At 43.4% G+C, this 14,954-nt stretch carries 13 protein-coding genes, 1 rRNA gene and 1 riboswitch; all 14 genes read right to left on the bottom strand.

Annotated elements, in window-relative coordinates; translation table 11 throughout:
• Positions 1–80: 80 nt before the first annotated feature.
• Complete coding sequence (locus tag AC1TO4_RS13170) at positions 81–1,457, bottom strand: MFS transporter (RefSeq protein WP_482105709.1); 1,377 nt, start codon at positions 1,455–1,457, stop codon at positions 81–83.
• Positions 1,458–1,908: 451 nt separating this feature from the next.
• Positions 1,909–3,168 (bottom strand): phosphoribosylamine--glycine ligase, encoded by a 1,260-nt coding sequence (purD, locus tag AC1TO4_RS13165; protein WP_482105708.1) that lies wholly within the window; start codon positions 3,166–3,168, stop codon positions 1,909–1,911.
• 13 nt (positions 3,169–3,181) lie between these two features.
• Positions 3,182–4,717 carry a bifunctional phosphoribosylaminoimidazolecarboxamide formyltransferase/IMP cyclohydrolase gene (gene purH / locus AC1TO4_RS13160; protein ID WP_482105707.1) on the bottom strand — a complete coding sequence of 512 codons (1,536 nt, stop codon included), beginning with the start codon at positions 4,715–4,717 and terminating at the stop codon, positions 3,182–3,184.
• Between the two features lie 43 nt (positions 4,718–4,760).
• Positions 4,761–5,333, bottom strand: a complete 573-nt coding sequence (gene purN / locus AC1TO4_RS13155; RefSeq protein ID WP_482103038.1) for a phosphoribosylglycinamide formyltransferase — start codon at positions 5,331–5,333, stop codon at positions 4,761–4,763.
• Entirely contained in the window at positions 5,330–6,388 is a 1,059-nt protein-coding gene (purM, locus tag AC1TO4_RS13150) for a phosphoribosylformylglycinamidine cyclo-ligase (protein ID WP_482105706.1), read from the bottom strand. Before purM ends, purN begins: the two co-directional genes overlap by 4 nt.
• 13 nt (positions 6,389–6,401) lie before the next feature.
• Positions 6,402–7,826 carry an amidophosphoribosyltransferase gene (gene purF, locus AC1TO4_RS13145; RefSeq protein WP_482103040.1) on the bottom strand — a complete coding sequence of 475 codons (1,425 nt, stop codon included), beginning with the start codon at positions 7,824–7,826 and terminating at the stop codon, positions 6,402–6,404.
• Positions 7,802–10,036 (bottom strand): phosphoribosylformylglycinamidine synthase subunit PurL, encoded by a 2,235-nt coding sequence (gene purL / locus AC1TO4_RS13140; protein WP_482105705.1) that lies wholly within the window; start codon positions 10,034–10,036, stop codon positions 7,802–7,804. Before purL ends, purF begins: the two co-directional genes overlap by 25 nt.
• Complete coding sequence (gene purQ / locus AC1TO4_RS13135) at positions 10,020–10,706, bottom strand: phosphoribosylformylglycinamidine synthase subunit PurQ (protein ID WP_482105704.1); 687 nt, start codon at positions 10,704–10,706, stop codon at positions 10,020–10,022. The genes purL and purQ overlap by 17 nt, the downstream gene beginning before the upstream one ends.
• A complete protein-coding gene (purS, locus tag AC1TO4_RS13130) occupies positions 10,703–10,957 on the bottom strand; it encodes a phosphoribosylformylglycinamidine synthase subunit PurS (protein ID WP_482103043.1) in 255 nt (84 codons plus the stop codon). Before purS ends, purQ begins: the two co-directional genes overlap by 4 nt.
• Positions 10,958–11,100: 143 nt before the next feature.
• Positions 11,101–12,219 (bottom strand): 5-(carboxyamino)imidazole ribonucleotide synthase, encoded by a 1,119-nt coding sequence (purK, locus tag AC1TO4_RS13125; RefSeq protein WP_482105703.1) that lies wholly within the window; start codon positions 12,217–12,219, stop codon positions 11,101–11,103.
• Positions 12,216–12,704 (bottom strand): 5-(carboxyamino)imidazole ribonucleotide mutase, encoded by a 489-nt coding sequence (gene purE, locus AC1TO4_RS13120; protein WP_482105702.1) that lies wholly within the window; start codon positions 12,702–12,704, stop codon positions 12,216–12,218. The genes purK and purE overlap by 4 nt, the downstream gene beginning before the upstream one ends.
• A gap of 364 nt (positions 12,705–13,068) precedes the next feature.
• Positions 13,069–13,168: riboswitch (purine riboswitch) on the bottom strand.
• Positions 13,169–13,255: 87 nt separating this feature from the next.
• Entirely contained in the window at positions 13,256–13,447 is a 192-nt protein-coding gene (locus AC1TO4_RS13115; RefSeq protein ID WP_482105701.1) for an NETI motif-containing protein, read from the bottom strand.
• A complete protein-coding gene (locus AC1TO4_RS13110) occupies positions 13,444–13,980 on the bottom strand; it encodes a DUF2179 domain-containing protein (RefSeq protein ID WP_482105700.1) in 537 nt (178 codons plus the stop codon). The genes AC1TO4_RS13115 and AC1TO4_RS13110 overlap by 4 nt, the downstream gene beginning before the upstream one ends.
• Positions 13,981–14,855: 875 nt before the next feature.
• A 5S ribosomal RNA gene (gene rrf / locus AC1TO4_RS13105) occupies positions 14,856–14,954 on the bottom strand; the annotation flags it as partial.

Genomic DNA, 14,954 nt, shown 5'->3' with positions numbered 1-14,954 from the left:
TCAGATAAATTCAAGTGTTCTCTAACTTGAAATAGACACAGGCTCTTCCGATATTCGGAAAAGCCTGTGTCTATTATTCTTTAAGAGCCCATCGAATCCTTAGGTGTTGTAAAAACCACTGACAGCATGGACAATATGCAAAATGCTGCACAAATTCCTAATCCAATCATCGCTGCAAAATCTGCACTGTCGCTGATTGATAATACGCCGAAGACACTTGCACAGACCGCGATTCCGGTCGATCCGCCAAGCGTACTCGACATTTTGTAAATACCTATTGCAACCCCCGCCTTCTCAGCCGGCGAATTTGAAACAGCCGTATCTGTTGAAGGCGTCGCGTAGAGGCCGAGTCCTGTTCCAAAAAAAATGAAACCAACGATGACTGCAATGGTATAAGCTAGATCCCCCAAAAAAGTGAGCGTCATGAGCGCAATGCCGATACTTGTAATCAACGGACCAATCATCATTGGCTTCCTTGCACCGACTTTTTTTATCATTTTTTCCCCTATTCGAATTGTTATCATAATACAAATAAGATAACCGATTGACAGTAGCCCCGACTGGAATGAAGTGAACCCTCTCGCTAATTGAAGGTATGTGTTGATGATGATTAAAGAACCAGCTACCATGTTCAATAAAAAATTCGACAACGTCGCACCCGAATAAGCCCGGTTTTTGAAGATGGAGAAATCGATAAAACTATCGTCCCCTTTTTTGAATCCGTTTATAAAGAACATAATCACTGACAATACAAAGAGTATAATCAATGACATAGTAATCCAACTCATCCACCCGAACGAGCTCCCCCGAGTAATAACGAGGTTCAAACTGATCATTGCGACAATAAAAGGCACAAGACCTACATAATCAAATTTCTTGCTAGATGCCACCGTCTTCGTCTCCGGTGTACCTTTCAGCAACACGAGTGAAATGACAGCTACAACGATGGAAAAAACAAATATCCATCTCCATCCCATCGATGTCGCAATTGCACCTCCGGCCAACGAACAAATGCCTGTGCCTCCCCAAGATCCAATCGCCCAGAAACTTAACGCACGTTGACGGGCTTCCCCGTCATAATAAGCTTTTACAATTGAAAGAGTCGCAGGCATGATACACGCCGCCGAAAATCCTTGTATGACCCGTGCGCCAATGAAGAGGGGCGTACTGTGTGCCATAATTAGTAACGCCGAGCCCGCAATACTTAGAACCAGTCCGATGACCGTCAGTTTCATTGCTCCGAAACGATCGACAAAACCGCCTGCAACGACAACAAATACACCTGAAAATAGTGCGGTAATGCTAATTCCTATCCCAATCGTACTGACATCCACACCCAAATCTTTTTGAATGTCCGGGACCGTATTCAATAACGCCTGGGCGAACAGCCAATATGTAATAATCCCTAGTACGAGACCTAGAATTAATTTATCGTTACCTTTGTATGTGCTATCCATAAGTGCACCTCATCCGGTTTGACTTATTTTCCATCTATACAGCTGAAGTAAAACATACGCTTTATAAACTGAGCTTAGGCGCCTTCCAAGGGCTAACAGGAAAAGTTGAAAGCGCTCGGGTAGGTGCGACTAGCATAAGAAAGGTTGACGACGTGCACTTTTTGATTGGAAAAGATACATGTCAATTCTTCCTAGAGAAAGATACAGTCAATCATTCCTAGTTAGGTTGGCTTGCGACCACGAGCATCTAGCATCTAGCATCTAGCGCTAGAAATCTAGGTCACCGAAGCTATGAAACTAGTAGTCTAGCAGGTGAGCCTACGACGTGAGTCATCTTCTAGAACCTAAGTAGATTAGAAGGGACTCTTTATTAACTTAAAAATCCGAACCCCAGACCAATTAATGTATGTCCGGGATTCAGATTAGTGTCCTGCCATCTTATATGTTTAACTCATTCAAACGTGCGCCAGCCAATATCTGTTCTATAAAAGAATCCGTTCCATTCTAATTGAGACAAGCCTTTGTAGACGTTCTCCTGCGCTTCTTTTAATGTATCTGCTTTTGCTGTAATCAAGAGTACCCGACCGCCATTGCCAGCGAATCCAGTGCCATTTGATTTTGTACCTGCATGGAAGACTTCTAATTCTTGTGCTGACAAAATATCAAGGTCAGGCAAAGCCGCACCCTTCACGACATCTCCCGGATATCTATCCGCCGCAATGACAACGCCTAACATCGCTTTGTCATCCCACTTCAAGTCAAAAGGTTTGCCGGACATCAGTGCAGTCATGAATTCTCCAAAGTCCGATTCCATCCGTGGTAGGACGACTTGTGTTTCAGGATCGCCGAAGCGGGCATTGAATTCAATCACTTTCGGTCCATCTTCTGTGAGAATAAGTCCCGCATACAAAATACCTGTAAAGGGGGTTCCTTCTGCAGCCATTGCTTCAACAGTCGGAACAACGACTTTATCGTATGCCTCTTTCACAATTGCATCCGAAATTTGTGGAACCGGTGAGTATGCACCCATACCGCCCGTGTTCGGTCCTCTATCACCGTCATACGCCCGCTTATGATCTTGTGCGACTACCATCGGGTAAATCTGACCGCCATGGACGAACGACATGTAAGAGAACTCCTCGCCGTCCAGAAACTCTTCGATAACGACACGTGACGATGATTCGCCGAACTTCTGGTTGCCAATCATATCATCGACCGCTCCAAGTGCCTCTTCGAGTGTCATCGCAACGATAACACCTTTCCCAGCTGCAAGTCCGTCTGCTTTAACCACAATTGGTGCACCATTTTCACGGATAAACGCTTTCGCTTCTTCTGCATCGGTAAATGTTCCGTACGCAGCCGTTGGAATAGCATACTTCGTCATAATTTCTTTCGCAAATGACTTACTTCCTTCAATTAGCGCAGCCGCTTTTGTTGGACCGAACGCTGTTAATCCGTGTTCAGCAAAGTAATCAACAATACCTTCCGCTAGTGGTTGTTCAGGACCGACAAATGTCAGGTTCACATCATTCTCTTTGGCGAATGAAACTAGTGCCTCAAAATCCAACGCGTCGATTTGCACACATTCAGCGTCCTTTTTCATACCATCATTGCCTGGCGCTACAAATACTTTTGAAACTGAAGGGGAGACATTGAACTGTCTGGCAATCGCATGCTCGCGGCCACCGCTCCCGATAACGAGTATATTCAATGTACTTCGCTCCTTAGTGTTTGAAATGACGTACGCCCGTGAACACCATCGTGATGCCGTAGTCGTTCGCTTTTTTAATCGAATCTTCATCTTTCACTGAGCCACCGGGTTGGATAATTGCCGTAATGCCCGCTTTCGCAGCAGCTTCGACAGTATCGTCCATCGGGAAGAATGCATCAGATGCAAGTGCTGCACCTTTCGCGCGTTCGCCAGCTTGTGTTAGCGCGATATTCGCGGCTCCAACACGGTTCATCTGCCCAGCTCCAACACCTAACGTCATACGATCATCTGTTACGACGATTGCATTGGACTTCACGTGTTTAACAACTGCCCAACCAAGTTTCATCGCTTCCCACTCAGCTTCCGTCGGCTGACGGTCTGTTGCAACACGAATGTCTGCATCCGCAAACCCGTATGTATCCGGCTCTTGTATGAGCAGTCCGCCTTCAACAGATACTGTATTCCATCTGTCTTTTTTGTTTTGATCAAACGAAATCGTCATCAAGCGAATATTTTTCTTCTTCGTTAAGATTTCAACTGCTTCACTTGTGAATGCAGGCGCAATAATAATTTCAAGGAAAATTCCTGATAATTTTTCAGCAGTTGCAGCATCTACTTCGCGGTTTAATGCAATTATGCCACCGAAGATAGACATTGGATCTGCTTCATATGCTTTGTTGAACGCATCGAAAATTGTTTCTCCTGTTCCAACACCACATGGATTCATATGTTTTACTGCTACTGCAGCCGCTTTATCAAATTCTTTGATGATTTGAATAGCCGCGTTCGCATCTTGAATATTGTTGTATGAAAGCTCTTTGCCGTGTAATTGTTCCGCATATGCAATCGAGAAATCTGAACCAAGTGGTCGGCTATAGAAAGCTGCTTTTTGGTGTGGATTTTCTCCGTAACGAAGCGGTTGTTTTAGTTCATATGTATACGTAACCTGCTCCGGGAATTCTTCGCCTGTAAGGTCAGTCAAGAAACCGGCAATAAGTGCATCGTATGCCGCTGTATGACGGAAGACTTTAGCTGCTAAACGTCTGCGCGTTTCAAGTGTCGTTTTACCGTCTGCTTTTATTTCGGAAAGTACTTGATCGTAATCTGCTGCATCGACGATAACTGTAACGTAGGCATGGTTTTTCGCAGAAGCACGAAGCATTGCCGGTCCACCGATATCGATATTTTCGATTGCATCTTCGTTGGTTACATCCGGTTTTGAGATTGTTTCTTTAAACGGATACAAGTTTACACAAACGACGTCAATCGGCTGGATGCCATGCTCTTCCATTTGTGATATATGAGAAGGGTCGTCCTGTTTTGCAAGAAGTCCTCCATGAATCAATGGGTTAAGCGTCTTCACGCGGCCTTCCATAATTTCCGGGAATCCTGTTACTGCATCTACTGCCGTTACTGCGACACCATTGTCCGCAAGATGTTTCATCGTACCGCCTGTAGATAACAGTTCATAGCCAAGACTTTCCAATGCTTTCGCAAACTCCAAAATACCACTTTTGTCCGACACGCTGAGCAATGCACGTTTTTTCACGAATAAAACCCTCCAATTAGTTTGAATATGACCTGTAAAAAAGTTAATGGCTAAAAAGTTCGTTTAATGTATCTTTGTATAAATTGTGTTCAACAGCGTGAATCGCTTCAGTCGTTTTGACAGCATCGCCATCGACGACATCGACAGCACACTGTGCGAGAATTCGTCCCGTATCCATTCCCTCGTCGACAAGGTGAACTGTGACACCTGTTACTTTCACACCATGTGCAATGGCTTGCCCAATTGCATCTTTCCCTGGAAACGAGGGGAGCAGTGACGGATGAATATTAACGATGCGTGATGGATAAGCCGTCAATAGTACTGGACCCACAAGACGCATATACCCCGCAAGGATAAGCCACTCTGCCCCCGATTCTTGAAGTGCATGTAAGATTGCTTCTTCGTAAGCATCTTTCGTTTCGAAATCTTTCGGTCGAAATGCTGCGACTGGAATACTACCTTTTTCAGCACGTTCAACAACAAACGCTTCCGGCTTGTTGGTAACCATAAGTACAATTTCAGCGTTCAACTCACCTTTACGGCATGCTTCTTCAATAACTGCAAAATTACTACCGCTTCCAGATGCGAAAACGGCAATCTTTATTTTTGAATTCATTTGGCAAGACTTCCGTCATGTGTTCCTATAAACGTGACGCCTTCACCTTCAATAACACGTCCGATAATGAACGCTTCTTCCCCGTGCTCGGCTGCAATTTTCAGGGCAGCATTCGCTTGTTCTTCAGGAAGCGCAATCACAAATCCGATACCCATATTGAATACGCTGTATAGATCTTTATCTTGTAGTTCGCCTTTTTCTTTTAGCATGTTGAAAACGGGAAGTACTGGCCATGAACCTAAGTCGATTTCTGCTCCGAATCCTTCAACTAGCATACGCGGTAGGTTTTCATAGAAGCCACCGCCTGTAATATGACCCATTGAGTGAACATCAAGTTCATTATGCATTTGAAGAACGGGCTTTGCGTAAATTTTCGTTGGTTCAAGAAGTGCGTTGCCAACTGTTCCAAGCTCTTCATATCCAGCAATAAGACCATCAATTTCATAGCCTTGATCTTCAATTACGATTTTACGGACAAGTGAATAGCCGTTCGAATGAATACCGCTTGAAGCAATTCCGACAAGAACGTCGCCAGCTACAACTTTTTCCCCAGTAACCACTTTACTCTTTTCACAAGCACCAACAGCAAAACCAGCTAGATCATACTCGTCGATTTCATATAGACCTGGCATTTCTGCCGTTTCTCCGCCTATCAAAGCCGCTCCTGATTGCACACAGCCATCTGCGATTCCTTTAACAATTGCTTCAACTTTTTCGGGTACAGCTTTTCCAAGCGCAATATAGTCAAGGAAGTATAGAGGTTCCGCACCTTGCGCCACGATATCATTTACACACATAGCGACACAGTCAATACCAATCGTGTCATGCTTATCAGCCATGAACGCTAGTTTCAACTTTGTTCCAACACCATCAGTACCAGAAATAAGAACTGGCTCTTTATATTCGAGTGCAGAAAGATCGAACATGCCACCAAAACCGCCGAAAGTTCCCGTTACACCCTTACGAGCAGTACGAGCAACATGCGATTTCATCCGTTCAACTGACTCGTAGCCAGCCTCGATATTTACCCCTGCATTTTCATACGCTTTTGACATGTGAAATTCACTCCTATCTAACATTTTCTTTTTCGTGTGGCATTACAGTATCTGAATAGATTTCAGTCGGATACTCTCCAGTGAAACAAGCAAGGCATTGTCCGCAGTTTTTTGTATTATCCGGCCGGCCAATTGCTTCAAGCATTCCTTCAGGAGATAGAAACGTCAGTGAATCTGCACCGATGATTTCACGGATTTCATCAATTGACCTATTCGTCGCAATCAATTCTGAATCTGTACTTATATCAACGCCATAAAAACACGGGCTGACAAGCGGTGGTGATGCAATCACAACGTGAACTTCCGTCGCACCCGCTTCTTTCAACAAATTGACAATCCTTTTCGACGTTGTACCGCGAACAATTGAATCATCCACCATAACAACCCTTTTACCGTTCACAACTTGACGAACTGGAGAAAGTTTCATCTTCACGCCCTTTTCACGTAACTCCTGTGATGGCTGGATGAACGTCCGTCCTACATACCGGTTTTTAATGAGTCCAAGTTCATAGGGAATTCCACTTTCTTCAGAAAATCCAATAGCCGCTGAAATACTTGAATCGGGGACACCTGTGACGACGTCCGCTTCGATATGTACTTCACGTGCAAGTCGCTTACCACAACGTTTTCGTGCCGAGTGAATATTTATACCGTCAATATCCGAATCAGGACGTGCAAAATAAACATATTCCATCGAGCACATGGCAGAATCTGCAGCTGGTGCAAAACGTTCAGACTGAAGACCACTATCATTAATCATGATTAGTTCTCCCGGCTCTACGGAGCGAATCCATTCCGCACCAATAATATCGAACGCACATGTTTCTGATGCAACAACCCATGCATCCCCCACTTTCCCAAGAGAAAGTGGACGGAGCCCATTTGGATCCTGTGCAATCATTAACCCGTCATCTGTTAAAATGACAAATGCAAATGCACCTTTTAACATAGACAGCGCCTTTTTCACACGGTCGCGCTGGGTTAAAGCTCCAGCGCTTTTCTTGATTAAATGAGCCAGTACTTCTGTATCTGAATTTGTTTGGAAAATGCTACCTTGGCGCTCAAGATGTTCACGCAGTTCGACCGCATTTACAATATTACCGTTATGTGCGATAGAAAGACTTCCCGTCGTTGAACGGAAAACTAGTGGCTGGACGTTCTCAGCTCCGCGGCCATCTTCCGATGAATAACGGACTTGTGCAATCGCAGAATTCCCTTTTAAATCATTTATTTTATCGCCAGCAAAAACTTCATTGACAAGACCTTCGCCTTTTAAGACTCGAAGCTTTTTGCCTTCCTTTGTTACAATTCCGGCTCCTTCTTGCCCTCGGTGTTGCAGTGCGTGCAGACCATAATAACTCATCTGCGCCGCTTCTTCATGGCCCCATATACCAAACACGCCGCACTCTTCATTTAAGCCTCTGAGTTCAGCAAGCATTGAATAGCCCCTCTCCAAGCGGATCGTAATTCATCAACCATACCATCGATTAACGTACTTCCATCGCTACCATTGATAATGATGCGGTTGTTATCCGTTACTGCACCAATTTTAATCGCATTTTTTACAACTTCTTCAAAAGCTACTGCATTTTCTTCTTTAACCGAAACCAAGAAACGTGATTGTGTTTCACTGAATAAAGCCGTTACTGCCGATCCTGAAACTGTAACGCCAGCTCCAAGGCCTTCTGCTCCAAAAGCTTTCTCACAAAGCGCTACCGCGAAACCGCCTTCTGACAAATCCGTTGCAGATTGTACAAGCCCTGCTTGGATTGCTGTAAGAAGTTCTTTCTGGCGTGCCGCTTCAACATCTAGTTCAATTGACGGTACTTGTCCGAAAATCTTACCTTCCGTCATTTGTTGCAATTCACTGCCACCAAAATCAAGTGCTGCTTCGCCGATAACATAGATAACATCGCCTGCGCGTTTGAATTCAGTAGTTGTTACATGTGTTAAATCGTGAATAATACCAACCATACCAATCGTAGGTGTTGGATAGATTGGAACGCCGTTCACTTCATTTGATAAGGAAACGTTCCCACTAATTACAGGTGCATTCAGCTTACGACATGCTTCTGAGATTCCTTCTGCAGATTTCTCAAGTTGCCAAAATACTTCTGGCTTGTCTGCACTACCAAAGTTTAAGCAATCTGTTATTGCAATCGGCTCTGCACCTGAACAAATAATGTTACGTGCTGCTTCCGCGACTGCAATTTTACCACCCGTTTCCGGATCTAGGTACACAAAACGAGAGTTACAATCAGACGTCATTGCGAGTCCTTTATTCGTTCCACTAACACGAATGACACCTGCGGAAGAACCTGGTGCAACGATTGTATTTGAACGTGCTTGCGTATCAAATTGGTTATAAACCCATTCTTTCGATGCAATCGTCGGACGTTGTAGCAAATCCTTTAACGTTTCATGCACATTATTCACTACAGGCTCTGTCATTTCCATAGCTTGAAATTCTCTAAAGTAAGCTGGTTCCTCAGATTTCTTATGGTAAACAGGTGCATCTTCTGCTAAAGTATCCGCTAAAATTTCCGCAACCACTTCACCTTTATGAAAAAGACGTAGCATTTTATCGTCTGTTACTTCACCTATCGAAACTGCTTCAATCTCATATTTCGCACATAGGTCGGTCACTTCTTGTTCACGGCCTTTTTTCACAACAACAAGCATCCGCTCCTGTGATTCCGAGAGCATCATTTCGTATGCTGTCATTCCCTCTTCACGCTGCGGTACTAAATCTAAGTTCAGTTCCACGCCATATCCTGCTTTAGATGCCATTTCAGCAGCAGAAGATGTTAGCCCGGCAGCACCCATATCTTGAATACCAATAAGTGCATCCGATTTCACAAGCTCCAAGCATGCTTCCATTAGAAGTTTCTCTAGGAAAGGATTTCCCGCCTGCATAACCGGTAGTTCCGCTTCTTCTTCTTCAACAGCTACTTCCACTGAAGACATCGTTGCACCATGTATACCATCGCGCCCCGTTGTTGCACCTACATACATAACTGTATTGCCAACGCCTGCAGCGACACCTTTTTGAATATCTTCATGGTTCAATAGGCCAACAGCCATTGCATTAACTAAAGGACGTTTTGAATAACAATTGTCAAACTGTACTTCACCAGCAATTGTAGGAATTCCAATTGCATTACCGTAACTTGCCATACCTGCCACAGCTTCTTCGAATAAATACCGATCACGTGCATTCGATAATTCCCCAATACGTAGGGAGTTGACGAGTGCTACTGGGCGTGCCCCCATTGAGAATACATCACGTAGAACCCCACCGGCACCTGTTGCCGCGCCGATAAATGGTTCGATGGCAGATGGAGAGTTATGTGATTCCATTTTGAACACAACTGCCTGGTTATCACCGATATCAACAATTCCAGCACCCTCGCCTGGCCCTTGAAGAACACGCGCACCTTCAGTTGGGAATTTACGAAGTACCGGTTTTGAGCTTTTATATGAACAATGTTCAGACCATAGTGCCGAGAACAGGCCTGTTTCCGTATAGTTTGGAAGGCGTCCTAACATCTCTTCTGCACGTTCAAATTCTGCGTCAGACATTCCCATTTGCAAATATAATTTTTCATCTTTAATTTGTTGTGCGTTCGGTTCATGCTTGGCTGACATTATTTTCACTCCACCTTTTCAAGATTGAATTAAATAGAAGCAATCCGTCTGTTCCTCCGATGATTTCCTCTACTGCACGTTCAGGAAGTGGCATCATGCCGAGTACATTGCCCGTTTCGTTCAACACGCCTGCGATATCTGCTGTGCTACCATCTGCATTGCCGTCCGCATATGTAAATACGATTTGGTTATTATTTTTTAAATCTTCTACTGTCTTTTCGTCAACATAGTAGTTGCCATATTCATGAGCAAATGGAATTGTAATTTCTTGCCCTTTTTCATAGCCTGCTGTAAATATAGAATCTACATTTCCGACAGTCAATTTCGTTTTACCTGATCTGAACTTCAATCCTTTATTGCGCAAGAAAGCTCCTGGTAAAAGGCCTGCCTCGGCAAGAATTTGGAATCCGTTACCCACGCCAAGCACTGGTTTCCCTGTTGCAGCAAATGCCTTCAAACTAGCAATTGCAGGTGAACTTTGTGCTAATGCACCCGGTCGCAGATAATCTCCATATGATGCTCCGCTCGGAATGAGTACTGCGTCAAATCCATCAAGAATCGCTTCTGTATGCCAGACATACTCTACTTTATAGCCTAAAACATTATTTACCGCGTGGTGCATGTCGATGTCACAGCCCGATCCTGGGAAAACAAGAATAGCGAACTTCATTTGACCGCGACCTCCCCAATTTCGTACCGGTAATCTTCAATGACCTCGTTGACTAAAAGCTTTTCGCACATTTCTTTGACACGTGCATCGATATCTGTAGCTGACCCGTCTACTTCTAGCTCGATTAATCTGCCAATACGTACGCTTTCGACTTCTTTAAAGCCTAATGTTTGAAGTGCATCTTTCGTTGTGATTCCCTGTGGATCAACAACACTTTCACGAAGTGTTACGTATACGTTTACTTTAGTCATGTTTTTTTCCTCCCAAATAAAATTAGTTTAATTTGTTCCTGGAAATGGACTTCTTTCAAAATCTATGGCTCCAGCAAGTTGCATCTGTTTTGACTAGACCACTCTCGTAACCGGATGGATATATCATCAATACCATCCTCGAATTATGACCAGATGCTTGTAGCTTCAATCTCTTCCAGCGTTTTTTCAATGCTGTTGGTCATGATAGTAACATGCCCCATTTTACGCTTTTCCTTTGCCTCTGCCTTACCGTATAAATGGATGGACCAATCAGGATGCTCTTTAACCACTTTTGTTAGTGGCGCGACATGTTCACCAAGTACATTCACCATAATTGAAGGTGCCCACAAAATTGGTTTGCGTAGAGGCCACCCACAAACAGCTCTGACGTGCTGATGAAACTGAGAAATATTACATGCCTCAATGGAATAATGTCCCGAGTTATGTGGACGTGGTGCCAATTCATTTATAACAATTTCGCCGTTTTCTAAAACGAACATTTCGACGGCTAGTGTTCCGACTAAGTTGAGATGATCTGCAATTCTTGTTGCTGCTTCTTCAGCTCGTACCAAAACGCTTTCGAGAACTCTAGCTGGCACGATTGATTCATGCAATATATGGTGTTTATGAATATTTTCAGCAATTGGAAGACAATAGGACTGTCCTTCTGCATTGCGCTGAATGATAGCGGATATTTCTTTTGTGAACGGGACAAATGCTTCCGCAATACATGCCGAATGCGTAAAGAGTGACTCAGCCAAGTGAAGATCTTGTTCTTTATCAATTTTCACTTGGCCTTTACCGTCATAACCGCCGAATGCTGTTTTGACGATACATGGGAAGCCAATGTCACCAATTTTCATCGTTAGTTCTTCGAATGTCTGTGCCGTAACATATTTCGCAACAGGTACACCTGATGCAGTGATTTCAGATTTTTCGATTATTCGGTTCTGCGTAATCCGGACAAGTTCAGCTCCCTGAGGTACATGTGCAATTTCAGAAAGTCGTTTGAGTCCTTCGTAATCAATATTTTCGAATTCATATGTGATGACATCGCTCACTTCACCAAGTTCTTGAAGCGCCGCTTCATCATTGTAAGGCGCAACGATACGGATATCAGCAATCTGTCCACAGGGTGAATCCATAACTGGATCCAACACAGCAATCTTGAAACCCGCTTCTTTTGCTGCAAGTCCCATCATTCTGCCAAGCTGACCACCGCCAATAATCCCTATCGTTTGTCCAGGTAAAATTGTTTTCAAAGTAAGTCACCACTGCTTTCTAATGCCGCGTCACGCATGTTGTCGCGGCGTTCTTCAATACGTTTCATTAAAGCTGAATCATGCACTCCGAGCATCTGCGCCGCAAGCAAACCTGCATTTACAGCACCCGCTTTCCCAATCGCCATAGTAGCAACCGGAACACCGCCTGGCATCTGGACAATCGATAGCAGAGAATCCATCCCATTTAGCGCTTTTGATTGAACAGGAATACCGATAACAGGTAGTAATGTTTTTGCTGCAACCATCCCCGGCAAATGTGCCGCGCCGCCTGCTCCTGCGATAATAACTTCCAGACCTTTATCTTGCGCTTGTTCAGCATATTCAAACATGAAATCAGGAGTACGATGCGCGGAGACAACTTTCTTCTCATACGGGACTTCAAGTTCGTCCAAAATATCACACGTATGCTTCATCGTTTCCCAATCACTTTTACTTCCCATAATAACACCGATTTTCGGTTCCAAATTTAATCCGCTCCTTTATTGGAAAAGCGCAATGCGCCGTCTTTGATGTAGCAGGCGCGAGATAAGCGCACGAAGTGAAGTTCTTTGTTACAAATCAGGATCGGCATATGATACGACCATATAGTCCAATCCACTATTTTTTTAGATAACTGTTAAATTCCAAATACAAATGTGTCGAGGTTCAATCACAAATAATCCATGTTTGATGTTGCCAACAATACGAGTTTCCCCAATTTCTCAAGTAATTAAAAAACCTCGAATAGACTGCTTTTCAAATGCATGAAAAGCCGGCCATTCGAGGACGTTGAAATATGCGTTAAGATGAATGTACCCATTGGTACCCACACACCTTTCGCTAACATTCTTGAAAGTCGCTTTCCCGCATAGTCCGGACATTACGGTGTCCTGGTAGAAACACTGTGGCCAATTCCACAGCATATATGGGGATTCGTATTTACTACTTGTATTTTAGCAAGTTCTAGCGCATTCGTCAACGATAAAAGACGAACAATAATATATTATACTTTTAAATCGTTCGTCTTTAAGCTGCTTTATTCTTCTGTTCGTATCCCTTTGAATTTGATAACCTGCCTGATAGGTATAAATTCACCATTTACCTCTTCAAACAGCGGCTCTTCCTTTCGAGCAGCAACTGTATACCCGTCATCCGTCATTCTCTTCAAGCACTCTTCAATCGTCTCATCCGTTTTAACTTCATACCACATCGTCTTATTTTTACTCACTTAAATAACTTTCCTTTCCTTACGCTCTTCACCCAGAACCCGCCATGTATGGTTTTCGCTTCATAGGCAATAATAAAAGCTTTTGGGTCTATTTCTTTTATTGTAACGTATAGCTTCAATTCATATTTACGCGGAGTTAGAATCTGCATGGATGTTCGATCACCATCTAGGCCATTTGCTGACCAATCTGTAACTCCGTATCCTTTTTCTCTTAATATACTCGGTAATTTCAAATTTTCCTTTGAGGTGATTACGTTCACCGTAATATAACCCAGCGCCATTTTCTCTTCAATTTTCGTACCTATAATTACACCACAACCATAACCGATTGCATATGCAATTAAATTCTGAATTTCATCTAAATTATCCAGTACCAAACCAAGACCGATAACATAAACGACAACTTCCACCATACTCACTACCGCAGCGATATACCTATACCCTTTTAAAGTCATAATCATGCGTACCGTGAAAAATGTTACGTACACGATATTGATGGCAAAGATAATGAGCACCATTTGCAAAATAACCATCCCTTTCTTTTGCGTAACTTCATCCTATCGTTGATAGACTCCGATTTCAAGACATTAAGAATAGGTCCATATATCTTCGAGTGATTGAATTACAAGTGCCGATGATATTCCGATAGAGTTTAAATAGAGGTGTAGCATATCGGCTGAAATTTCCGGAAAAAGTGTATATAAACCGAGCGATAATGCGATTAAATAATTCCCTATTATATGGAACGAACTGAAAATCCTACCAATATTGCTTCGACACTTTATGGATGCCTCCCGCGATAAGCCAGAAAGAAGACGCTCCTGCGCTGGATAGTCCGTGTAAGAAAGCACATTTCGTTATCAGGGATTAGACCTGCAATCTGTAATGCATCTTTCTTGAATAAAATTTGTATCAAATAGGAATCACATTATAATCTCAGTCCATACATCTGAAAATCACAACTCTCTCAATTATGAACACCCCAGCGAAGGCGCGGCAACGGGGTAGCCGAAGCCGTAAGACTGGATGCGAAGCGCTAATCCAGGCTTAGGGCCAGAGGCAACCCCAGAGCGCCAAGCGATCTTCAATCCACACTCCGAATCAACAACTCTCTCGATAGTAAACACACCAAACCATTCCTCAAAATTCCGTAAGCCATGCCTTAAAGACGTTAGCTTATTGGATTTACTTATTTAAATAACGGTTGAAATTGTACAGAACGGAAAAATTATCTAGAGTTAGATATTGAAAAAGACGACATTTCATTCGAAATTGAACGAAATGTCGTCTTTTAAAATTAGATTCATTCTCAGGATTTAAAAACATACGTTTTACAGTAGCCAACAATAAGGCAAGAAGCTAAAAATAACCAAAGAAAAAAGCCATTACCTATTGGCAACGACCTTGGGCCTGGCGACGTCCTACTCTCACAGGGGGAAACCCCCAACTACCATCGGCGCTGAAGAGCTTAACTTCCGTGTTCGGTATGGGAACGGGTGTGACCTCT

Source organism: Sporosarcina sp. Y838, from assembly GCF_056786515.1.
The sequence above is the reverse complement of the archived record's forward strand: the minus strand, read 5'-3'. Positions and strand labels throughout refer to the sequence as shown.

What these genes read in the sequence shown, in the direction of transcription:
- purQ (WP_482105704.1), bottom strand. Translation starts at nt 10,706, where the DNA reads ATGAAGTTCGCTATTCTTGTTTTCCCAGGATCGGGCTGTGACATCGAC.
- purL (WP_482105705.1), bottom strand. Translation starts at nt 10,036, where the DNA reads ATGTCAGCCAAGCATGAACCGAACGCACAACAAATTAAAGATGAAAAA.
- purN (WP_482103038.1), bottom strand. Translation starts at nt 5,333, where the DNA reads ATGAATTCAAAAATAAAGATTGCCGTTTTCGCATCTGGAAGCGGTAGT.
- AC1TO4_RS13170 (WP_482105709.1), bottom strand. Translation starts at nt 1,457, where the DNA reads ATGGATAGCACATACAAAGGTAACGATAAATTAATTCTAGGTCTCGTA.
- AC1TO4_RS13110 (WP_482105700.1), bottom strand. Translation starts at nt 13,980, where the DNA reads ATGGTTATTTTGCAAATGGTGCTCATTATCTTTGCCATCAATATCGTG.
- purS (WP_482103043.1), bottom strand. Translation starts at nt 10,957, where the DNA reads ATGACTAAAGTAAACGTATACGTAACACTTCGTGAAAGTGTTGTTGAT.
- purF (WP_482103040.1), bottom strand. Translation starts at nt 7,826, where the DNA reads ATGCTTGCTGAACTCAGAGGCTTAAATGAAGAGTGCGGCGTGTTTGGT.
- purM (WP_482105706.1), bottom strand. Translation starts at nt 6,388, where the DNA reads ATGTCAAAAGCGTATGAAAATGCAGGGGTAAATATCGAGGCTGGCTAC.